We start from the raw sequence: 23,574 nt of genomic DNA on the forward strand, positions 1-23,574 counted from the left end.
CGATATCCCGACAAAACACCAGGCAATTGTTAATTACCAGAAACAACATTTTAGCAACCCTTGCATATTTTGATATGTGGGATTATCCCCTCACCAGGGCTGAAATATTTTTGTACCTGGAAAATAAATACGGACAAAATGATTTTGACGAAGCGTTAGATCATCTGTTAAACAGTAAGCAGATATTTTATTTCGATAAATTTTATTCGCTAAAAAATGATTACATGGTGGCAGTAAAACGCAATAAAGCGAATAAAAAAGCTGCCGAATTAATTGTCAAAGCAAAAGAGATCGGCGCGTTCCTGGTAAAATTTCCATTTGTACGCGGCATAGCCATTTCCGGTTCATTATCAAAAAACTGTGCCTACGATAATTCGGATATCGATTTTTTCATCATCACCGCAGGCAACCGACTTTGGTTGGCCCGCACCTTTATGCACATGTTTAAAAAGCTCACCTTTTTGGTAGGTAAGCAGCATAACTATTGCATGAACTACTACATTGACGAAGCCAGCCTTCAGATAGTAGAAAAAAATATTTATACCGCAATTGAAGTGGCAACCATTATCCCGGTTGAGGGCGACGCTACATTCGAGAATTTTTATAAAGCCAATGCCTGGAACAGTGATTTTTTACCTAATAAATGCATGCGCCTGGCTACAGCCAATCCATTAAAAAAGCATTGGTACAAAAGCTTTATTGAAGTACTATTTAACAATAGTTTTGGCAGCTGGCTCGATAATACGTTAATGGGCATAACTGCCGGTCGTTGGAATAAAAAAACCGAACAAAAGAAACTTAACATGCGTGGAACGGTAATGAGCATGGCGGCAAACAAACATTTCGCCAAGCCCTCGCCCGAGAATTTTCAGCATAAATTGATTGAGCGATATAGGTTGAAAGTATCGGGTTTATTGGAACAATCAGAAGATAGGGTTGCGCAGTAACCTATTACCGCAGCCGCTTGACTCCAGCCGAGTGGCAACTACTCGATACTGGTCGAAGTTTAGCGATAGCGTAACTTCGTCCTAAACTGTTGGAAGCATTCTGCTTCCGTGACCGGACATCCGATGCCGGTTCAGAAAAAAATGATTTAAATAGTTATAAAGTTAAGCTGAAAGCTTAACACAGTTTAGGACGAAGTTACGCTATCGCTAAACTTCGACCAGTGTCCGTTGACCAGTATTAGATTTGGTGTCCTGGTTTATTTTTTCCTCAACGAAATAATATAATAATCCCCCACGTACTTCCATGGCCAGGATGTTTTAAGCCTATCTTCCCAGCGGGTTAAAAAGCGATAAGCACGGGGATGTTTTTCGGCAAACCCTTCAATGTATGATGGCGGAACGATGGTGCATAAACCCTCCAAACCTAACAGATCAAAATCTTTGCTCAACCGTTTTTTAATATAGGATGGGGCGTAATAAAAGCAATCAAAGTAAACACCCTCTACATGCGCCCTCCTGCCCTTGCTGCTAAAAAAGCGGCGGAAAGCGGTTTTAAATTTTCCTTTAAAAACCAACAACGTTTCCCAAAGGCAAAACTTAGGCAATACCACCAGGGTTACCATGCCACCGGGATTTAACAGATCAGCAAACGAGCTAAGCACTTTATCCAGCTCACCAGTACAGTTAAGACCGGCAAAGTTGGAGAAGATGAGATCGTAAGGGCCTTTATTTTTTAATTGCTCTAATTGTGTATAGGAACATATCTCGTTACTTACCACTTGCTGCATGCCATGCTTCAGTACCTTTTCGCGTAATTGCTGCTGCATACCTGTAGATATATCGGTAGCATGCACCTTAAAGCCCCATTGAGCAAAATATAAAGCGTCTTCGCCGGTACCGCTGTTCAATTCCAGGATCTGTCCTTCCGGTTTAACGTGCTGCAGGATATGCTCACGCACCCGCCTACGCTTGTAGGCAATTATAGTATCAGCCGAATAAAGCTCATCAAAAACTACCGACTGGTTGCTAAACGCCGCTTCGGCCAATTGCTCGTTAATTTGTGGTGCTGCCTCGGTCATATCGCTTTTTCAAATTTATCCAGCTTCAGCTTCTCGATATAGGTAAGCGGGGTATAGTAAAATACCGAAAGCGCTTTTTTTACATTATTGGCCGAACTGCCGAAAGGGTTATTGAGCAGCTTACGCATGCTATTTTTAGCAAGATGTTTATGGTAGTTACGGTGCACATATTTGTGCAGCTGCTTATAAAAATATGCAGGATAGGTGTTCTTGAACATCAAGGCCATCTCGTCCGAATCCGTCCAGTTAGTTTTCTTTTTTAGTTCGTTTTTTACACGTTCATAAAAGCCGGTTCCGGGTAATGGGTATGATACAGAGATACCTATTTCAAAAGGCAGCAGCTCGTTGATCATATCGATGGTGGAGGTAATATCTTCCCTTGTTTCCTCAGGATAACCAAACTGGATGAAGAAGGATGGCTTGATACCATGCTTTTTCATCAGATGGGTGGAAGTATGGATCTGATCAATAGTAATCCCTTTATCCATGGCATCCAGCACCTTTTGCGAACCGCTTTCGGCACCGATCCACACATTTTCACAACCAGCGGAGGCAAGTGCCTCAACAGCTTCATCATCTACCAATAAGTCTGCTCGAGATTGGATCTTGAACCGGATACTAATGCCTTCTTGTTTTAACAATTTTGAAAACTCCTGTACCCAGCCTGGTTTCAAGCCAAAAATATCGTCGCAAAACCAGATATGGTCCATCCCGTAACGCGCTTTCAGCATTTTGATCTCATCTACAATATATTGCGCGCTGTGCGAATTATACCGATTGCCATAAATAGGCTTGGCGCACCAGTTACACTTAAAAGGACAACCACGCGTGGTAACCACATTAAGCGAAAAATATCCGGCATGCTTAAGCCACATTCCGCGGTAGCCGTTCATATCTACCAGGTCCCAGGCGGGCATAGGCAGATTGTCAAGCTCTTTTGCAACCGGCCGCTGAGGTGTTTTGATGATCTCCCGGCCATTCATATAAGCAAGGCCTTTGATGTCAAAGTAATCATCTCCTCCTTTTTTGATAAGCGTGGTTAACTCAAGTAAAGTTTGTTCCGCTTCGCCGAGGATCACAAAGTCGACACCTTCAGCAAGGTATGCCGCGTAACGATCGGTTGAGTCAGAACTGGAGACGATTACCTTGCAGCCCCGTGCTTTGGCCAGCTTGGCCATTTTAAAGGCTGCCTCGCGCATGTTGGTGAGGCACATTTTGGTGAGGTAATTGAACCCATCATCATAGATCACAAAAAAGTCGGGCTTATGCTTATCCAAAGCCGGGATCACCTCATCCGGACTTTTTACAAACATGGTATCAAACAAACTTACTTTATAACCATGCTCACGCATCAACGCGGCCGCATATATGGTACCCAGCGGTGCATAAGGTTGCCCTATCGACCATTGCTTAGGGTCGAAACGTAAAAAGTACGAATGTGAAAACAGTATATTGTTCATATCAGCTATTAACATTCCCTCCCTCGGGAGGGGTGCGTGGGGTTGTGCGGCGGCAGGGAGGGGTTTCGCCGCTTGGCTTACTCGTCGTTTAGCGTGGCTTAGAAACCCCTCCCTACACCCTCCCGAGGGAAGGAATCGCGCAGTCCCCTGCTTTTTATATTTTTTTTAAATGTAGAGACGCATCACATGCGTCTCTACAGCAATCTCAATCCAACCTCGCCAGCGGCGATAAATTCAACGAGCATACACACTTTATACAGGTTGGATCATTTCCCATATCCAATGTTTTACGAAAGTTGATCGCTTTTTCACTGTTCAGGATCTCATCCAGTTTATTATCCCTGATATTGCCTATTCCCTCATGAAAAAAGCAAGGCCTCACCTCGCCATCGGCTTCAATTACTGCCGATACCCATGGGGCGTTACATTTTTTAAACGGGAACGCGTTATGCCCGTAAAAGGCAGCGTAATAATGATAGATATCCAAAATCTTTGCCTGCGATTCGGCAATAAAGCGATTAGTAAAATCATCCTGGTTGCTCATTACACCGGTAACAACCTGCTGAAACTCTTCCAGCTCGCGCTCTCCCGGCAATATCTCGTGTTGCTTAGGTTCGGCCCAAGCGGTTTGGCGGTTAAAGGCGTGGCTGCTAACATCGGCAGGTAAAAAACTTACCTGGTCGATACCCATCTGCTTTGCCGCTTCAATAATATTTGGCCAATTCCTGAAGTTAAGCCGGTGGATTACCGTGCGGGCTGTGACGCTATACTTGGGATCGATGGATTTGATGGACTCTACTCCTTCCCGTAACTTACTAAAAGCGCCGGGCACATTACGGATAGCATCGTGCAGGGCCTCGTCGCCATCTATGGAAACAATCAGATCATCAACCCACTTCAGGATATTGAGCGCGTTTTTTTTGATGGAAAGGCCGGTTGATAGCAAAGTAACCTTGATCTTTTCGGACCTTAATATTTCACAAAGCCTGAAAAAGTTGGTATTCAACAAAGCTTCCCCGCCCGACATGAGCACCTGTTTAGTACCGAATTTCCTTAACGCGCCAAGCAGGTCGGTCACATCGGCTTCGGTAAGCTGTTTAAGGTTTTTATTATCTTTCCAGATATCGCACATTACACAACGGCAGTTACAGGCGCTGTGTGGCATCAAAATAACTATTGGCAGCGCCGCTATTTTGTGCGTTTGCAGCGTACGGAAACGCTTAAATGTGTGCGATATGGATTGCGTTGTTATCTGCATAGCTTAAAATCCCTGTATTTCGGGCTGCCTGTAGCGCCACACTTTTTGCAGCAGTTTTATTTCATAAGGATATTGATATACGCTGGCCTTGTAGCGCATAGTGGCAATCAGTTTAATGGCCGCACGTTTGATCATATTGAGGCGAATATCTGTAACGGTTGGATAAACGCCATTCAGCACGGTTTCAAAATTTCTGATCTTGTCAATCATCTCTGGCGTGAGCCATGGCGTGAGCGGATTTTTACGGAGATCGAAATTTTCCCAGGCCGGGCTGATCCAGTCTTCCAGCGTTTCGGGGAAACGGAAGCCGCTTTTTATCACCTGCTTGTATAGCTCCGAGCCTTCGGTTGGTACGGGGCTGTAGGTATATATCACGATCTCGGTTTTGGGATTAACCGCTTTTACTTTCTTGATAAAATCTATTTCGAAATCAATTTGCGATTGTACCTGCTCCTGTGTTGGCGCGGGCGTGCCTAATACAAAAGAGTATTCGGGAATGATATCAAACTTTTTAAGGCGTTCGGCAAACTCAATGATCTGGTCGCCGGTTTGGGTGCCACCTTTATCCATCTGTTCTAAAATGGCATTGTTGCCACTCTCTGCCCCGAAAAATATGATCTTACATCCCGACTCACGAATGGCAGCCAGGGATGAATCTTTAAACTTCGACATAGTATCGATGCGGGCCATGCCCCACCATGTCATATTTTCAGGTTTGATTAATCTCGCAAATTCAACCGCCCGTTTTTCCGATACAAAAAAGTTATTATCATGAAACTCAATGGCATCCGCGCCCCATTTATCTTTAATGTATTTTACATCATTATAAACGTTTTGTGCCGATTTAGCCTTCCATCGTGCCTCATAAATAGGCACTACCGCGCAAAACGAACAGGTGAAAGGGCAGCCGATACTGGAGTGATAAGCCATTGTTTTTTCACCCAAATAAGTTTTACCTAAAAACTTGGTAATAGGATAAAATGTGTTCAGCTTATCATATGGCAACGCTGGCAAGGTGTCCTGTTCTATCAGGTCTTCTTTGGCAGTTTTGATGATCTTCCCGTCTTCGGCTTTGTAGATCAGGTTGCGGATAAATTCATAAGGTGTGCCGTTTTCCAAAGCATCAATCAGCAGCGGAAAAGCATGGTCGCCAGGCCCATTGATAATAAAATCAACATAGCCTGAATACAATACAGATTCGGGCTGATTGGATGGAAAATATCCGCCCCAGATCATTTTGGTATGAGGATATAATTCCTTGATCTTTTTAGCAGCGATGATGGCCTGCCTTAACTGCGGACCAGGCATTACTGTAAACCCGAAATACTTAAACTCGCCGGTGCTCAAATAGCTATCTATCTTCACCATCGGATCGGCCTCACAATTTCCGTCAATAATTACCCAATCGTATTTGCCCTCTACAGAAGCCGCAATGTTCAATATCGAATTAGGGATCCGGTATTTGTTATTGGCGCTCCGCGGGTTGAATAATAGTATTTTGTTCATCTGTTATTTTTAATAAAGTCTGAAGTCCGTAGTCTCAAGTTATAAGTCAAAGCCCCATTAACGGACTTTCTACTTATGACTAATGACTTTGAACTAACAAAATCAGTCCCCCGGCAATGGGTTTACCAGAAAACTCAACACCTGTTTACCGGGATGTATATGGTACCCTGAATACCCATCCCGTTACTTTTATTGGCTTTACTCCCCATCTCACTAAAGGAGTGTTTTCGCTTTCAAAATAAGCCCCATTGCCATACCCAATCACAAATGCGGGGGACTGCCCATACAACAATAGAGTTTCAAACCACACATATCGCTTTCACACAATAAATACGCCCCTATTTTGTGGTGGGTTGCCTGCTGTTATAAATAAATTGGCTGGCAACCATTGGCATTTATTGCACGTAATTGAGGTATAAAGCATACCGGATAATTTACTCACCCGGTCTACGCTACGCTGGACACCCTCTCTACGGCAAGCCGCAAAGAGGGTAGAAAAAATAAAAAAACAAAAAGCCCCCTCTTTACGCGCAGCGTAGAGAGGGGTGACAAGCGAAGCGATGTCGGGGTGAGTAAATAGGCGAGCGATAATTTACCCATTATCTATGCATTATGATCTTAAATAATAAAACTCGTTACCGTGATCCATACCGTTAAAAACTATATCAAACAACGTTTATTCCCCACTGCCATATTGGAGAAAAATTCGGTTGAAGCCTATGACATCTGGGCCGAAAACTATGATGAGCAACCCGGCAACCTGATGCTTGACCTGGACGAGGTTCTTTTTCCGCGATTGGTAAACAGCGCCATTATCACCGGGAAACAAGTCGCTGATATAGGCTGTGGCACAGGCAGGCACTGGAACAAACTTTTTGCATTAAACCCGGCGCGTTTAACAGGTTTTGATACCTCGGGCGGGATGCTTGCACGTTTGCAGCAAAAATTTCCGGAGGCGGATACTTACCAAATCACCGAGGATACATTTACAGGCATTGCTGATGGTAGTTTTGATACCATCGTATCCACACTTACCGTGGCGCACATCCCTGACATAAAAACAGCTTTACAAGCCTGGATGAGAATCCTGAAAACCGGCGGAGATATCGTGATAACAGATTTTCACCCGCAAACACTGGCCAACGGCGGCAAGCGTACCTTTAAACATGGCCGCGATTTTATAGCGGTTGAAAACTTTGTGCACCCGGTTAGTCTTATCAAAAACCTGCTGCTTGATAAGGGTTTTACTTTAGTTGCCGAGGAGGAAATAAAAATAGACGAAAGCATGAAGCATTATTATGCCGATAAAAACGCGCTTCATGTATATGAAAAATATAAAGGATACCCTATTATTTACGGACTACATTTAAAGCGCGGCAATGGTACTGAATAATGTTTTGATACCCGGAACCGAAGGAGCGGTAAACATCGGGCTGAGTAACGGCCTTATTGAAACCGTTGCGCCCACGCCGATGTACGACGTGGAGCAAATCACTTTTGTGGATGCGCTGGCATTTCCGGGCCTGATAAATTCGCATGATCACCTGGATTTTAACCTCTTCCCACAACTTGGCAATAAGACATATCAAAACTACACCCAATGGGGTAATTATATCCATGAGGTTTATGCTGATGAGATAGCCTCCGTACTGAAAATACCTGTAGCCCTACGCGAACAATGGGGAGTTTACAAAAACCTGCTTTGCGGTGTTACAACAGTTGTAAACCATGGCGAAAAACCGGTTATTGATAACGCGCTGATCAATATTATTGATCGTTACCAGAGCATCCACTCGGTACAGTTTGAAAAGAACTGGAAAAAACGATTGAACAACCCGATGAAAATTGGGCGACCGGCAGTGATCCATGTTGGTGAAGGCACTGATGATATAGCTCATAACGAGATCAGCGAACTGATTAAATGGAACATGCTTGGCCGTAAATTGATCGGCATCCACGGGGTGGCGATGGATGTTAAGCAGGCTAAACATTTTAGAGCGCTGGTTTGGTGCCCCGAATCAAACTACTACCTGCTCAATAAAACCGCCCCAATAGACGAGCTGAAAAAGCAAACCATTATTTTGTTTGGTGCCGATAGCACCCTTACCGGGCATTGGGATATGTGGCAGCACATCAGGCTGGCCCGCAAAACCGCGTTGCTTAGCGGCGATGAACTATATCAAGCATTAACCAATGCTGCTGCCAAAACCTGGAAACTGAATAAAGGGCAAATTAGTGCTGGTTTTGACGCTGATATTGTGGTAGCGAAAGCCAAACACAAAACCGGCTTAACGGCGTTTTATGATATTACTCCCGATGATATTTTAATGGTGATACAAGACGGCGAGATCCGCCTGTTTGATGAATCACTTTATCATCAACTCAACAACACCTTAACAGCCCGGTACAGTAAAATATTTACCGGTGGCCATTTTAAATATGTACAGGGCGATATCCACAGGTTGATGGACGAGATAAAAAGCTATAAAGCCAACGCCAACTTTCCGGTACCTCAACCTGCACAACCGGCCGCATGAGTATCCTTCAAAAAATATGGCAACGATCAAAACGTAGGGCTACCTATTTAAATGGTAACGCGCGCCATGCTTTGGGTATTGACACAGCTTTTTATAACAATGCCCGCGGCAACAAAATCATCCTTTATCATAACGTTTGCAAAACCGACCCGCATAAATTCAATACGCTTTTTATAACTATTGAACAGTTTGAGGAGCATCTGCAGTTTTATAAAAAAAACTTTAATGTAGTATCGTTAGCAGATTATTATGCGGGTAATTTCAGCAAGAATAAATATAATATCTGCCTCACCTTTGATGACGGGCTGGCCAACAATTATAATTATGTGTTGCCCCTACTTAACAAATACCAGGTGCCTGCCACATTTTTTATCACCGGCATCCGCAATACAGGTTCAGATATTTTATGGAACGATTTCCTTAGCATAGCCGGGAAATACGGACCGGAAAAATTAAGCTACAACAACTATATCTGCCATAAAAACCGCAACAATAAGTACGTTACCCAAACAGGTCAATTACTTGCAGATATACTCAGAGAAACCGGTTTTGATGAAAAAGCTGAGCTGATGAACTATCTTGAACCAATGGTTGATTTTAAAACCAACGGACAGGATGATGACTACTGGCTACAAACAACAAGCGATCAGATCAGGGCCTTAGCCTCCTCGCCACTGGTAACCATAGGCGCTCATGGATATTATCATAACGATCTGGCGGGAATCCCCTTGGCAGATGCTTTTGAAGAAATGCAGAGCTGCAAAACCTATCTTGAAAACATAACCGGCAAGGCCGTAACCAGCATTGCTTTTCCTTATGGTTCATACAATGCTGATGTTTTAGCCGCAGCAAAAGCCGCCGGATACAACCAGCTGCTGGCAACTGATTACTTGAATCCGCAGGATGGAACTGACCAAAGCATGCGCGAACGCTTTACTATAAACCCGTTCATATCCACAGCAAATCAAATGAACGCCATAATAAGGGGGCATTATGCATAGCACTGGGTATAGGATAGAACGCTTAACCGAAGAGCGACTGGCCGATCTGACCAACCTGCATCAAGCTGTATATCAAAAATCTATAGCGCCCGATTTTTTTAAGCGGAAATACAATACCGCTTTTACTAATGTAATGTACATTGGCTTTTTAGCCTATCATGGAAACCAGCCCGCGGCTTTTTATGGGGTGATACCCTGCTTTATCAATTGTAAGGGAAAAAGTGTATTAGCTGCTCAATCTGCAGATACCATGACCCACCCCGATCACCGGGGCAAAGGTTTGTTTACCGAATTGGCCGAACTCACTTACCAGCTTTGCCGAACCGAAGGCGTCCGCGTGTTGTTTGGTTTTCCAAATCAAAATTCGTTACCTGGCTTTGTAAACAAACTGGATTGGCAAATCGGCGGTAATATGGAATGCTTTATTATCCCGGTTAAGGTATTGCCGTTAGAAAGGCTGGCAAATAAACTCCCGTTTCTAAAAAGCCTTTACCATAGCTTTGTGAAACATCAATTAAAACCCTGTTTATTGCCCCGAAACGGCATCCGAAACTCTGTAATTGATGAGGGCTATAGCGGCGTACAGCGCGATAAGGACTACTTAAATTATAAAACAGCCTACGACAGTAGCTTTACCATTAAAGTTGATACTACAATGGTATGGTTCAAAATTAATGATGGGATGTTTATTGGCGATATCGATCTCGCCTTGAACGATCTGGATACGATCATCCCCCATCTGCAAAAAATTGCCCGTAAACTCGGATTAAAAAAAATAATATTCCAGGCCGATAAACGGACGGTGCTACATATGCTGCTTAAAAACCACGCGCTGCCTATCCCATCGTTCCCCATAATTATAAAAAACCTTGGGGTTGATCTTCCTCTTAATAAAATGGCCTTCACTTTTGCCGATATTGATATTTTTTAAATGAGATACGTTTTTAACAGCTACGTGCAAATCCCAGAATTTAACCAGCCCGAAGCCTGGTTTGAACGTACCCGGGCTTATGCCGGGATACTGGAAGCGCTGGCCCATAACAACGAAGTGATCAGCGTTGAACATATCGATTACGAAGGCCGGATTAAAAACAATGGTATCGATTATCATTTTAAACGCTTCACCACAAGCCTGTTTAGGTATTTGCCTTGGAAGTTGAACAGCTATATTAAAAGCCTTAAGCCTAACGTGGTATTTATTCAAAGCCTGCACTTCCCGTTACAGGTTATCCAGTTGCGGTTAGTGCTCGGCCCAAAAGTGAAGATCATGGTGCAAAATCATGCCGAAAAACCATTCTCCGGTTTGAAAAAAATTGCTCAAAAATTAGCCGATAGATACATTGATACTTATCTTTTCGCTTCGCGCGATATGGGGTTGGAGTGGGTTACGGCGGGTGATATATCCTCAGCTCATAAAATTTTCGAGGTAATGGAGGTTTCGTCGGTATTTTACCCCATCAACCGGGAGCAGGCACTGGCCAATACCAGGGTAACAGGGAACCCGGTATTTTTATGGGTAGGCAGGCTTAATGATAACAAAGACCCACTTAATGTGATCAGGGCTTTTTTGAGGTTTGCAACCGAACAGCCTGGCGTAAAGTTATACATGATCTATCATACCGGCGAATTACTCGGCGAAATTCAATCGCTGCTCGAAACTCATCCCAATCGGGAAGCCATCCAACTCATTGGCAAGGTGCCACATTCCGATCTGCTTTATTGGTTTAACAGCGCCGATTTTATTTTATCCGGCTCGCATTATGAAGGCAGCGGTACCGCGGTTTGCGAAGCCATGTCCTGCGGATGTGTACCGCTGGTTACCGATATCCAATCGTTCAGGATGATCACCAATAATGGCGAATGCGGAGTACTTTATGAACCGGGCAATGAGCAGGCTCTATTTGATGTGCTTATGCAAACCGGAAAAATGGATATTGAAGAAAAGCGGAGGTTATCTTTAGCATATTATCGGAAGATATTATCGTTTGAGGCTATTGCCGGGCAGATTGAAGAAATCGCGGCAAGTATTTAACAAAAAACCTGCGCTGGTTTAAAAACGGTCTGGCTTCCTGACAACTTGCGCTCGTTTCCAAACGAGCGCTTAATATGGTTTAGCGATTGTATCGCGTGTCTTGGGTTTACGTTACAAACGTAAACCCACGTTAAGCACTCGTTTGGAAACGAGCGCAAGTACACGTTCTTGGTTACTCAAACAGCTCCATCATCCTATTCACATTATCCCTAATATCAAAAGGCAATACCGCTTCAAATTTCAAACCCTCATCTCCTAATAGCTTATCAATCACAAACTCTGCTTCCTGAAGTGTATTTACAATATGCCAGTTAGCTATTTCATCATTCATCGGTTTAACAAAACTCACTACCCTTGCCCCGGCGTAGAGCGCCTCTAAGGAAACTGCACCAAAACCCTCATATTCCGATGGGTGAAAAAGGATCTTTGAGCGCTGCATCATTTCAAGCAAGTCCTTATGCGGCAATTCGCTTAGCAAGCGGATATTATTTTCAAGTTTCTTCGAGATGATCAAAGCCCGCAACCTTTCCCGTTCGGGGCCGCTACCGCAAATTACCGTTTTAATATTGGGGTAGGCTTTCTTCAATAAATCAACAACCTCAATAAACAAATCAAATCTTTTTAAGGGGATCAATGACCCGGCACCAATAATATCAATATCCTTTCCAACCGGGGCCACATTAAACATCTGCGTGTCAATCCCAACCGGAACCACCGCTTTAGGCTTCAATCCGTAATTGCGGTTAAACTCGCCAACCATAAAATCCGAGAGGGCTATCAGTTCACCTTCATCAGGTTTTATCCATTTTACATATCTGTTGCCCGCTTTTGCATCCTGGCCAAGCATCCAGCAACGATGTTTGATATTTTTATACTTCGAAAAGCAATGGGCAACAAACGCGCATTCGTCCAGCCAAAAACTCAATAAACCAATTAGTTCATATTTACGGTTAAGTTGCAACAGCTTTCGCCAAACACTGAACCATAATTTACGCCGTACAAAGCCATCTCTGCCCTCGCCGCCAAATGCTATTACCTTTACGCCATGCCAGTCGTACTCGGTGGCAGCAAAAGGATACTGAAAACTGAGCACGATGATACTGAGATCGGGGTGTTCGGCCCTTAATGATCGTACAAAAATCTGTTGAGGGGGCAAACAGGTGGTATCCTCCTCGTTTTTCGGGAAACCGGGACTAAGAATGATCAATGTTTTTGTACGTTTATTCATTTGGGGGATATAATTTTATTGCAGATAGCCAAACTGGTCTTATTGTGTGTAATGAGGATGATCATTTTGCCCTGCAGCGCCAGGGTTTGCAGCTTGTTTAATAGCTCGTTTTCGGTATTGGCATCCATTTCGCTGAATGGTTCGTCTAATATCAAAAGGTCATGATCGTGATAAAGCGCCCTCGCCAGCATCATCCTTTGGCGTTGGCCGCCGCTTATGTTTTTCCCGTTTTCGGTAATGATCTTATTGATGCCTTCAGGATATCCCGCTATCAATTTATTTAAACCGCAAAACTCAAGCACTCCAGTAAGCTTTTGTTCATCGGCAACAGTATCGTCAAGGGTTATATTTTTAAGGATACTATCGTAAATAAAAAACGGCTGCTGTTTCACCAGCGACAAGTGTTTGCGATACTCCTGACGGTCCTCGGCCCTGGTGATCTTATCATTAATATAAATTACTCCATCTGTAGGCGGTAAAAAACCCATCAATAGATTGATGAGGGTGGTTTTCCCCCTACCCGAGTCTCCGGAAATCCCTATAATATCACCAGATACTATATTGAAACTAAGAGCATTTAAAACAGGTTTATCTGGATATTCAAAACTGATATTTTCAAATTTGATTGATTTGATGCTCTCATCGATAATATCCGCAGCAATAGATCCTGTATTATCTTCAACAACCAAATCGGTCAGGATAAACTCGTAGGTTTTCATTTGCCCGCTACTGTTCAATATTTTTACTATTCCGGGGATGATCTTATAAGCCGCAGCAACAAAAATGCCTATGGTTATGATACTTACAGCCGGAGCATCACCGGTAAGTTTATTTACAGCGATCAGGATAAAAAAACCCAAAACCGCGAATACCTCCATCAATCTCGATGGCAAATTTTGCCAGGTTTGCTGCGAAGCAATATTTTGATTTAACTGTTGCTGATAATTGAAAAAACGGCGACTAAAAAATTCATTTTTATGGTAGATATTACTTTCCACATATCCCGATAACGATTCATTTAAGTGCTGAAGCATTTTTTCACTCACCGTTTTGATTTGCCCCCGTATAGCCTTCAACCGCGTTTTAATAAACCAGCCCAAAGCCGCCACCGGCGGCAGCAACAATACAAACAGCAATACAAATAAGGTTGGATGATACAGGGTGATAGCGCCTATGGTAAAAACGATCTGTACCCCCTGCGATATAATTTGCTGAAAATTGGTAAGGATATAATGGCTAAACTCGATAGGCTGCTGGCTGATCCGCCTGATCTGTACCGACGAATCAACGTGGATGTATTCGCTGTAAGTAGCATCAAGGTATCTGCGAATATTCCTTTCAGATAATCGCGAAGCTACATCATAATAAAAATGGTGTTGCGAGTTTTGAGCAAAAAAACCAATACAATTTTTGAAGGCAAAAAGCAGCAGAAAAATACCGATAAGCCATAATGAATGATTATCAGCCAACTTAGCAGGCAAAAAAGTTGTGACGTGAACAGCAGTATTCTGCGTATAAAAATTAACGATGAGTAACAAAGCCCCTAAAAAAGCAACATCAAGCAGGGCGATAACCACATCGGCAACAATAAGCCTTATGAGTTTCGATTTTTCCTGGTGATTTAATACCAGGCCAATGCTTTTGATGATCTGTTTCAAGGAATATTAACCAATAAAGCCAGGTTTATTCTGGCTTTATTGGTAATTACGGGAACGCTAAGCCCGGAGTTGCCTTGCATATTGATTATATAAGCACGCAAAGGCGCTAAGACGCTAAGCCCCCTTTGCGACGCAGCACTATTCTGTAACTATTCACAAAACCTTTGCGACTTAGCATCTTTGCGTACTTAATTCTACGCCATCTACTCTTCCACAAAACCTTTGCGGCTTAGCGCCTTTGCGAAAAATATACTCTACGCCCAATCAAAATCCACAACTTTGCCATTCAGTTTCCATTTAGATGGTGTTAAGGTCTCTATCCAATCCAAAGGCTGGCCAATTGGCTGTACTTTAGCAGCTTGTGCAAAGGCAGTTTTTACCGCTTTCTTTTGCTCTTCGCCCATGGCTTCGGGTTGACCGGAGATAAATAACGGCGCACCACTTTCGGCTAATAATTGCAGCCATTGTTTGTTACGTTTCCACTCAATATCTTTAGTAAGACCTACACAATCGCCGTCAACCGCGTAAAAAGCATTATGCTGCGGCAAACGGAAAGCCAGCGTATTTACACCCATTTTACGGGTGCGCGCCCACTCGTGGCCGCTGGTATCATCGCCTATGCGGCAAAGTTCAAATATACCCGCCGAGAGGTGGCTCATAGTATTACAACCTATCACATAAATATTTTCGCCTGCAGCCTGGCGGATGGCGCGGTATAAACCTAAGATGATCTCGGCATTCGTTTTCGACCTATCATTAAAATGCCAGCCTGGTGAAGTAAAGCTATTCTTCATATCAAAACCCCAACGGCCTGCTATATCATAGGTAGAAAAATCGTGCTTCACCATTTCGTAGCCCCATTGTTTGTACACATCAAAATTGTGTTTAATGCGGGCTATATTCTCCGGAATGGTAGGATCCAGTGTCGGGTTTTTGGGGTCGTCCCTGCCGGGAATCTTCGGCGCCAACAAGCTGGCTTTTTCATCATGCTTCGCGCAAAGCGGGCGCATCCACAAACCGGGACGCATACCCATCTTCTTGATGTCATCGCCCAGGATATGCATATCCTTAAACTTATCGTTAGGCTTTGAAAAATCATCGTTCCAACCGCCATCGCCAGGTAATAACGGTGAATAAGTGGCCCAACCAGCATCAATAACCGAGAATGGTTTGTTGCTGTGATCGGTTACCAGTTCGGCCATCATGGCGGTGGTTTTCCTGATCAGATCGGCCGAATTATTGCCGTAGGCGAAATACCAATCGTTAATACCATACACAGGTTGTTTGGGGATCCTCGGTTTATCACACATCATTTTGCAAAAGCGGTGTGTTGCGGCAAAAGTATCTTCACCCGTTTTACCGTTGGTGGTAATGATATCCGCGGCGTGTAGCTGCCTGTCACCTAAAAGTACGCCTACCCCACCAGATGTTGTATCTAAAGTAAGTTCAATGCTATTATCACTAACTCCCCACCAGCAAATACTGTTGGCTCCGGTTTTTACGCCGAAACAGGCGGTTTGCTTATCATCATGGATAATTACATACCATGGATTTTTAATGCCCGCAGCTATAGTTTTCCATTTCAGGTCGCCGTATGAACGTTCCCAATGGTCGCCTAAAAATTTGGCGGATGTAGGGGTGTTATGTTTCCATTTTAAGCGGACAGCATTCAGTTCCTGCTTAGGTGATGAAGCATAAACGCCAAGCGCGTTGCCATTGGTTTTTAAGGTTACTGATATTTCTTTAAAAGTGTAGTGCGATCCGTTGGTAGCCGCAAGTTTCACCCATTCGGTGCCCGATTGTGCCCAAACCTCGTCGGGCGCATTGATCATTGAAGTTCCGTTTGAGGCCGCGTGAGTAAGTCTGCTAAAAAGCAATGCTGCCGATGTTGTTGCAGAAAGTTTAAGAAAATGCCGTCTTTGCATGGTTAAGGTAATTGCAGTATTATCTGTTAAAGGTACATTTAAATTGGTTTACAACATTACTAAAAGGATTAAGCAAAAACTAATACAATTATATTAATTTGTATGCTATGAGATAATCTTAACCATGTCATTGCGAGGCACGAAGCAATCGCACGCAGGCAGGTCTGCTCTGTAGAGTTCGCGATTGCTTCGTGCCTCGCAATGACATGATTGTTGACTATGACCACTGATGCATCTTTCCCAAAAGTTTAACAATAACTTAATACACAACACCGACCATTGTAACAGCTTAGTGATATTATTGCCGAACTGACAACATGATAATGGAGGATATCGAATTACTGTCGAAAGTTAAGGCGGATGACAGGGACGCTTTTAATTCTTTATTTCTGAAATACTATCCATTATTAGCTGATTTCTACCGTTTTTTAGGTGCAGGTACTGATGATGGCGAGGATGCCATTGCCGATGTCTTTTTAGATCTGTGGCTGAAACGTCAACGGTTACAAATTCACACTTCCATCAAATCATACCTGTACGGCGCTGTAAAAAACCGCATCTACACATTAAACGGCAAAAATCAAAAAATGCAGCTCCTGCCCGAGGAATATGCTTCCGAACAACCTATCAGCGATCAGCTCCATCCCGATGAGATCCTGTTCAGGAAAGAGCGCCGTGTGATGATCCAACGTTTTGTTGATGAACTGCCCGAGCAGGGAAAACTCATTTTCATGATGCACTGGCAACACCAGCTGGAACACCAGGAAATTGCCGAAATTTTAAATATCTCGCCCAATACGGTAAAAACCCATATTTACCGGGCCATTAATTACTGCCGCAAGCGCTTGCTATTGTTAAATAATCCGCAGTAATATTAACATTACATTAAATCGTAAAATCATGTAATCGGATTGTGCCGTTTTGAATACCTACCTCAAAATGGCTTACATGGATGAACATCATTACCTATTGATCATAGGCTACCTGGAGGGGAAGATAACCGAAGAGGAAACGCAGTATTTGTTACAAAAAGTTCAGACGGATAAAGAATTTTCTGACGCGTTTGAGGATATCGCCGAGATCTGGTCGGCCAGGAAAACAGTTCCCCATAATAATCTTAGGGCTAATGATGCGCTGAACCGTGTTAACAAAAAGATAGATGAACTGGAAGCCGTTTCAAATCAACCGGTTAATCCCTCTCAGCAAACTACTATTATAAAACTCAGGCCATGGATAGCCATCGCTGCCTCGGTGCTTGTATTGATCGGCGCGTTTTGGTTTTATAATGCGCGGTTGAGTAACCGATCTGGCAGTGCTTTAGCGTTTACAGAAAATCACACTTCACCGGGCCAAAAGAAAAAGATCAACCTGCCGGATGGTACTACAGTTACCCTTAACGCTTCAAGTAACCTACGCGTAACCGGCAATTTTGGTGATGAAAAACGTGAAGTTTATTTAGATGGAGAGGCTTTTTTTGATGTAAAGCGCAATCCCGAAAAACCATTCATTGTACATACCGGCAAAGTAGCCACACAGGTATTGGGTACCCATTTCAACGTTTCGGCCTATGCCAATGATGCCAATATCACTGTTTCCCTGGTACAGGGAAAAGTGCAGGTTGATATGAATAATGATCTATCTAAACGTATCATTCTCGAACCGGGCAAACAAATGACCTATTCAAAAACCGACGCACAAGCTCACGTTACCGATTTTACTACCGAAGACATTACCGGCTGGAAAGAAAACAAACTGGTATTTAACTATGATAGCTGGACAGACGCCGCCAAAAAGCTAAGCCGTTGGTACGGCATCCCGGTACAACTGCAGGATAGCACCCTGCTGCGTTGTAAGCTGAAAGGCACGTTCCAAAATATCCCGCTTACAAAAGTGCTGGGGCAAATCAAAATGGTTTCGGATATCTCATGGAAAATGCAGGGCAATACCATGATCATATCCGGAAAATGTAACTAAATAAACATTGAATGAAATAAAGAAAAGCATAAAACAACAACAGGCAGCATGATCAGATCATACCGCCCGTTCCGTGATCAGGTCCTCGCCAAAGGGCCCAATTCAAATTAGTATTAGCAATCTCAAAAATATGAAAAAATATATATTCTCGCTTTTAAGCGCGATTTATTTACTGTGCGCTGTATTACCGGCTAACGCAGCCAAAATAAATCAAACTTCCGATCCGGTTTGCACCGTACAGGTATCAGGAAAATCAATAAAAGAAGTGTTTTCCTTAATCGAAAAACAAACCGGTTTGCACTTTATACATAATGCCACCGAAGCACAGCTGAGCAAAAAGATCAGCCTGAATGCCAATAACCAACCTATTGATGATGTATTGAAAAAGATAGCCAAACAATCGGGTCTTTCTTTTAAACGTGAAGACCAGGTAATTTACGTACAAACCGCCGCCAGGCTTTTGCGCGTAACCGGCAAAGTAACCGACGCCCAAACCGGCGAAGCCTTGCCCGGCGTTTCGGTAAAAATTAAAGAAAGCGTTGATGGTACCATTACCGATGCAAGCGGCAATTATCATATCGAAGCTGCAGAAAATGCTGTACTTGTTTTTTCGTTCATCGGTTACCAACCGCAGGAAGCCGCCGTTTCGGGCAGTAACCTTAACATCACTTTACATTCGAACCAGGCAGCTTTGAAAGAAGTTGTGGTTGTGGGTTATGGCAAGCAATCGCGTAAGTTATTGACCAGCTCTATCGTAACCGTTCAGAATAAAGATTTTAACCGCGGCGCGTTCAATAACCCTGCGCAACTGCTTCAAGGCAAAGTGGCTGGTTTAAATATCACCCGCTCGGGCGATCCTAATGAAAGCCCTTCTATCAGCCTTCGCGGCCCATCAACCCTCCGTACCGGCCAGGCACAGGAACCATTTTATGTAATTGACGGTGTAGCAGGTGCCGATTTCAGGCTGGTAACACCTGATGATATCGAAACTATCGATGTATTGAAAGATGCTTCGGCAACCGCCATCTACGGTACCCGCGCTGCTAACGGTGTAATCATCATCACCACAAAAAAAGGTAAAAGCGGCCAAACTTCGGTTGCTTACAATGCCTATGCAGGTGTTGAAAAAATTGCCAACAGCATTAAAATGATGAACGCAACGCAATTGGCCGACTACATGAGCAAAAATAACCTGGCTCTTGATCCATCAGATCAGAAAGGCGCAAATACTGACTGGCAAAAAGAAGTGAGCCGCACCGCCTACTCGCAAAACCACAACGTATCTCTTGCAGGTGGTGTTAACCAAACCACGTACAGCGCTTCGGTAAATTATTTTGATGATAAAGGTATTTTAAAAGGTAGTGCCCTTAACCGTTTCACCAGCAAAATGGCAGTTGAGCAAAAGGCTTTTAACGATCGATTGAAACTGGGTTTATCGGTAAATAACTCTACCAGTAATTCGGATATCATCCCAAACCAAAACATTGTGTTGTATAACATGTTGCGTTACCTACCAACCGTACCGGTTATGCAAAATGGTGCCTATACCGAAAACCTGCAACGCATCCAGTACTATAACCCGGTGGCTTTATTGGCAGATGCCTATCAGAAAACCAAAAGCAAACTCAGCTTAATTAACGCTACCGCCGAGTTAAAACTGCCTTTAGGTTTCACTTATAACATCAGCCTCTCAACTCAAAACGAGCAGGTTAACGGCGGCTCATACTACAACAGCCAATACACGTTGGATCAGGGTGTGCATGGAGAAGCTTACCGCTCGGCATTTGAAAACACCCGCAAAGTGGGCGAAACGTTCCTTACCTATGCCAAAACCACCGGCAAACATGATATCAATGTTTTAGCAGGCTACAGCTTACAACAAGATGTGAACGGCGACGGCTTCCAGGCCAACAACCGTAACTTCCCTACCGATGATATCGGCTACCTGAACATCGGCCTTGGCTCGCCTGCCGGTGATTTCAGGACTGATTGGAGGCCAAACCTGTATCAAAAATTGCGTTTGATCTCTTACTACAGTCGCGCTAAATACAGCTACGATAACAAATACCTACTACAATTATCATTAAGGCGCGATGGTTCATCGGCTTTTGGTGCCAACAATAAATGGGGTACTTTCCCATCGGCATCATTAGGCTGGAGAATTACCGAAGAATCATTTATGCAAAACCAGCATTTATTTAATGATTTAAAACTGCGTGGAAGCTATGGTATCACCGGTAACTCGCTGGGTTTTGATCCTTTGATTTCGCAGATCAAATACGGTTCGGCAGGTGCATTTTATTATAATGGCGTGTTTACCAACTCTATCGGTCCATCGCAAAATGCCAATGCCGATTTGAAATGGGAAAAAACCACCATGTACAATTTAGGTCTGGATTTTTCGATGTTCAACGGTAGGTTAAGCGGTACGATTGAGGCTTACGACAAAAAAACCAACGACCTGATCTACTTTTACCCGGTATCAACCACGCAATATTTTGTGGGCACTTTAACCGCCAACGTAGGTTCGATCTCTAACAAAGGCTACGAGGTTACCATCAACGCTACGCCAATTGTATCAGGCAGCTTTAAATGGAATACATCGGTAAACATCGCCCACAACAAAAACAAACTGGTATCGCTGTCAAACAGCAGTTTTAAGTTAGATTCAATCCCGCAGGCAGAACCGGGTGGCCAGGGTGAAACCGGTTACAAAGTACAGATCCTGAAAACAGGTTATCCTGTTGGCCAGTTTCTGTTGTATAAATATGCAGGAAAGGATTCCAACGGCGTATCACAGTTTTACAGCCATAGCGGCGGTGTAACTACTACGCCAACTTCTAAAGATTATTTCTACGCCGGTAACGCGCAGCCTAAGCTGGTATTCGGCTTTAATAACAGCTTTACTTACGGCAATTTTGATCTGAATGTTTTTGTGAGAGGATCATTTGGCGGCAAGATCTTAAACGCTACCCTGGCCGATCTGAACCGTACCAGCGATGTACGAAGCTACAACCTGCCTGTATCATCAGCCAACGAATCGCCTAAGGATGTGAACGCTTACCTGTACTCTGATCGTTACATCGAAAGCGGCTCATACCTGCGCCTGGATAATGCTACCCTTGGTTACACCTTCCCAAAATTCACCCCGAGCATCCGTAACCTGCGCCTATATGTAGCGGGTAACAACCTCGCGGTAATAACAGGTTACAAAGGCATCGACCCCGAAATTTCGTTAGGCGGGTTAACGCCGGGCATCGATAACAAGAATTTTTACCCGCGTACCAGGGCTTTCCTGTTCGGTTTAAGTGCATCGTTTTAAATCATCCACCATTAACAAATCAACATGAAAACTTCCATTCATAAATACTGCGCCATATTTTTTGCCGCAATCACCATATCATCATGCACCAAGGTTGATGTGCCGGTAGAGACCGAACTAACGCCATCCAACTTCCCTACAACCACGCAACAGTTTATCCTTGCTTCGGGTGCTGCTTATGCGCAGCTACGCGGCTCATTCGCCCAATCGTACTGGCAAATGCAAACCCTCAGTACCGACGAAGCAATTATGCCCGCCAGAGCAGGCGGCTGGCGTGACGGCGGTCGTTACCAGCAATTACACTATCACAACTGGAACGCCGATTTACCGCAAGTGCAAGACACCTGGACATGGGGTTTCGGTACTATCAGTACCTGTAACCGCATCATAGCCACTTTCGCTACTGCCCCCGATAACGCAGCCAAAGCCACTACCATCGCCGAGTTAAGGGCAACCCGCGCCATGATGTTCTTTTTCATGATGGACCTATACGGCAATATCCCGGTAGTAACCACATTCGGCTCGGCTGATAAACCAGCTACTATGGCCCGTAAAGATGTTTTTAACTTTATTGAAAAAGAGCTGAACGAGGTAATTCCTAGCCTAAGTGCGGTGGTTGATCAAACTACATACGGCCGCCCAACCCAGTTTACAGCTTACGCTATCCTTGCTAAAATGTACCTGAACGCGCAGGTTTACACCGGCACCAGCCGTTATGATGATGCCGTTAAAATGTGTGATAACATTACGCAATCTGGCAAATTTGCTTTAGAGGATGACTACCTAAAAATGTTTTACCCGGATAACGGGCCTAAAATAAAAGAGTTTATTTTCGCTATTCCTTATGATCACGCATTAGCTCAGGGCGAGCAGTTTAGCTGGTATTCGCTGCACCCGGCATTACAGGCTAAATATGGTTTGCTATACCGCTTAAGTAACCCATGCAGTACCATCCCATCGTACTATGCGCAGTTTAATGATCCTAATGATATCCGTACAAGCCTGTGGCTTATTGGCAAACAGTATGATTTTGCTGGTAACCCCATCATTATCAAAACCACCAAAAAAGGCTTGGATGCGTCATACAATGGCCCCGACCCTACCGCCCCGGTTGATTTTCAGTTAACTTTTACGCCTGACTTGACTTTGGTTGACGTACCCACCTTCGAAGTTGGCGGCGATGAGCTGGGCAAAGCCAAAGGCATCCGCAACAACAAATATTACCCGGATGTTACCGCTACCGACCGTAACCAAAGTAACGACGTTCCGGTTTTCCGTTATGCCGATATCTTGCTGATGAAAGCAGAAGCTATTTTACGCGGCGCTACTCCAACTAACGGCGAAACCGCCTTATCGTTAGTTAATCAACTCAGAGCAAAACGTAAAGCCGCTACCTGGACTACCGTTGATTTGCCTAACCTGCTACAGGAACGCGCACGCGAACTTAACTGGGAAACCTGGAGAAGAAACGACCTGATCCGCTTTGGTAAATACGAAGAAGCCTGGGGCTATAAAACGGATAACGACGTTAATAAACGCCTGTTTCCAATACCATCTGCCGAGCTGATCCTGAACTCGAAGCTTAAGCAAAATACCGGCTATTAATACCCCTGTATAGTTTTAATTTAAAGGATGGCTGTCCCGATT

At 43.9% G+C, this 23,574-nt stretch carries 18 protein-coding genes; 11 read left to right on the forward strand and 7 right to left on the reverse strand.

Features of this window, described 5'->3' with window-relative positions; genetic code table 11:
- The first annotated feature begins 74 nt into the window (after window positions 1-74).
- A complete protein-coding gene (locus AAFN85_RS19870) occupies window positions 75-947 on the forward strand; it encodes a hypothetical protein (protein ID WP_347529354.1) in 873 nt (290 codons plus the stop codon).
- A 257-nt stretch (window positions 948-1,204) separates the two neighbouring features.
- Here AAFN85_RS19870 and AAFN85_RS19875 read toward each other — a convergent pair whose 3' ends face one another.
- From AAFN85_RS19875 to AAFN85_RS19890, 4 genes are all read right to left on the reverse strand, one after another.
- Window positions 1,205-2,026 carry a class I SAM-dependent methyltransferase gene (locus AAFN85_RS19875; RefSeq protein WP_347529355.1) on the reverse strand — a complete coding sequence of 274 codons (822 nt, stop codon included), beginning with the start codon at window positions 2,024-2,026 and terminating at the stop codon, window positions 1,205-1,207.
- Window positions 2,023-3,486, reverse strand: a complete 1,464-nt coding sequence (locus AAFN85_RS19880; RefSeq protein WP_347529356.1) for a radical SAM protein — start codon at window positions 3,484-3,486, stop codon at window positions 2,023-2,025. The genes AAFN85_RS19875 and AAFN85_RS19880 overlap by 4 nt, the downstream gene beginning before the upstream one ends.
- Before the next feature lie 205 nt (window positions 3,487-3,691).
- Window positions 3,692-4,744 (reverse strand): radical SAM protein, encoded by a 1,053-nt coding sequence (locus AAFN85_RS19885; RefSeq protein ID WP_347529357.1) that lies wholly within the window; start codon window positions 4,742-4,744, stop codon window positions 3,692-3,694.
- 3 nt (window positions 4,745-4,747) lie between these two features.
- Window positions 4,748-6,250 carry a radical SAM protein gene (locus AAFN85_RS19890; protein WP_347529358.1) on the reverse strand — a complete coding sequence of 501 codons (1,503 nt, stop codon included), beginning with the start codon at window positions 6,248-6,250 and terminating at the stop codon, window positions 4,748-4,750.
- Window positions 6,251-6,366: 116 nt separating this feature from the next.
- Here AAFN85_RS19890 and AAFN85_RS19895 point away from each other — a divergent pair, with 116 nt between their 5' ends.
- The 6 genes from AAFN85_RS19895 (at window position 6,367) to AAFN85_RS19920 (ending at window position 11,820) form a co-directional block, all read left to right on the forward strand.
- The gene (locus AAFN85_RS19895; protein ID WP_347529359.1) at window positions 6,367-6,492 is read left to right on the forward strand and encodes a hypothetical protein; all 126 of its coding nucleotides are present in this window, start codon (window positions 6,367-6,369) and stop codon (window positions 6,490-6,492) included.
- 398 nt (window positions 6,493-6,890) lie between these two features.
- Window positions 6,891-7,643, forward strand: coding sequence for a methyltransferase domain-containing protein (locus AAFN85_RS19900; RefSeq protein ID WP_347529360.1), 753 nt, complete (start codon window positions 6,891-6,893; stop codon window positions 7,641-7,643).
- Window positions 7,630-8,787: an amidohydrolase family protein gene (locus AAFN85_RS19905; RefSeq protein ID WP_347529361.1), complete on the forward strand. Its 1,158-nt coding sequence runs from the start codon at window positions 7,630-7,632 to the stop codon at window positions 8,785-8,787. Before AAFN85_RS19900 ends, AAFN85_RS19905 begins: the two co-directional genes overlap by 14 nt.
- Complete coding sequence (locus AAFN85_RS19910) at window positions 8,784-9,788, forward strand: polysaccharide deacetylase family protein (RefSeq protein ID WP_347529362.1); 1,005 nt, start codon at window positions 8,784-8,786, stop codon at window positions 9,786-9,788. The genes AAFN85_RS19905 and AAFN85_RS19910 overlap by 4 nt, the downstream gene beginning before the upstream one ends.
- Window positions 9,781-10,719 carry a GNAT family N-acetyltransferase gene (locus tag AAFN85_RS19915; RefSeq protein ID WP_347529363.1) on the forward strand — a complete coding sequence of 313 codons (939 nt, stop codon included), beginning with the start codon at window positions 9,781-9,783 and terminating at the stop codon, window positions 10,717-10,719. Before AAFN85_RS19910 ends, AAFN85_RS19915 begins: the two co-directional genes overlap by 8 nt.
- Window positions 10,720-11,820 carry a glycosyltransferase gene (locus AAFN85_RS19920; RefSeq protein WP_347529364.1) on the forward strand — a complete coding sequence of 367 codons (1,101 nt, stop codon included), beginning with the start codon at window positions 10,720-10,722 and terminating at the stop codon, window positions 11,818-11,820.
- Between the two features lie 172 nt (window positions 11,821-11,992).
- Here AAFN85_RS19920 and AAFN85_RS19925 read toward each other — a convergent pair whose 3' ends face one another.
- From AAFN85_RS19925 to AAFN85_RS19935, 3 genes are all read right to left on the reverse strand, one after another.
- Window positions 11,993-13,048 carry a glycosyltransferase gene (locus tag AAFN85_RS19925; RefSeq protein ID WP_347529365.1) on the reverse strand — a complete coding sequence of 352 codons (1,056 nt, stop codon included), beginning with the start codon at window positions 13,046-13,048 and terminating at the stop codon, window positions 11,993-11,995.
- On the reverse strand, window positions 13,045-14,706 hold the full coding sequence (locus AAFN85_RS19930; protein WP_347529366.1) for an ABC transporter ATP-binding protein: 1,662 nt from the start codon (window positions 14,704-14,706) through the stop codon (window positions 13,045-13,047). The genes AAFN85_RS19925 and AAFN85_RS19930 overlap by 4 nt, the downstream gene beginning before the upstream one ends.
- Window positions 14,707-14,960: 254 nt before the next feature.
- Complete coding sequence (locus AAFN85_RS19935; RefSeq protein ID WP_347529367.1) at window positions 14,961-16,631, reverse strand: hypothetical protein; 1,671 nt, start codon at window positions 16,629-16,631, stop codon at window positions 14,961-14,963.
- A 323-nt stretch (window positions 16,632-16,954) separates the two neighbouring features.
- Here AAFN85_RS19935 and AAFN85_RS19940 point away from each other — a divergent pair, with 323 nt between their 5' ends.
- From AAFN85_RS19940 to AAFN85_RS19955, 4 genes are all read left to right on the forward strand, one after another.
- Window positions 16,955-17,503 carry a sigma-70 family RNA polymerase sigma factor gene (locus AAFN85_RS19940; protein ID WP_347529368.1) on the forward strand — a complete coding sequence of 183 codons (549 nt, stop codon included), beginning with the start codon at window positions 16,955-16,957 and terminating at the stop codon, window positions 17,501-17,503.
- 49 nt (window positions 17,504-17,552) lie between these two features.
- Window positions 17,553-18,605: a FecR domain-containing protein gene (locus AAFN85_RS19945; RefSeq protein ID WP_347529369.1), complete on the forward strand. Its 1,053-nt coding sequence runs from the start codon at window positions 17,553-17,555 to the stop codon at window positions 18,603-18,605.
- Window positions 18,606-18,735: 130 nt separating this feature from the next.
- Complete coding sequence (locus AAFN85_RS19950) at window positions 18,736-21,927, forward strand: TonB-dependent receptor (RefSeq protein ID WP_347529370.1); 3,192 nt, start codon at window positions 18,736-18,738, stop codon at window positions 21,925-21,927.
- A gap of 24 nt (window positions 21,928-21,951) precedes the next feature.
- Entirely contained in the window at window positions 21,952-23,532 is a 1,581-nt protein-coding gene (locus AAFN85_RS19955) for a RagB/SusD family nutrient uptake outer membrane protein (RefSeq protein ID WP_347529371.1), read from the forward strand.
- Window positions 23,533-23,574: the final 42 nt, after the last annotated feature.

Origin of the sequence: Mucilaginibacter sp. CAU 1740 (assembly GCF_039839285.1) — a bacterium.
Lineage (GTDB): Bacteria > Bacteroidota > Bacteroidia > Sphingobacteriales > Sphingobacteriaceae > Mucilaginibacter.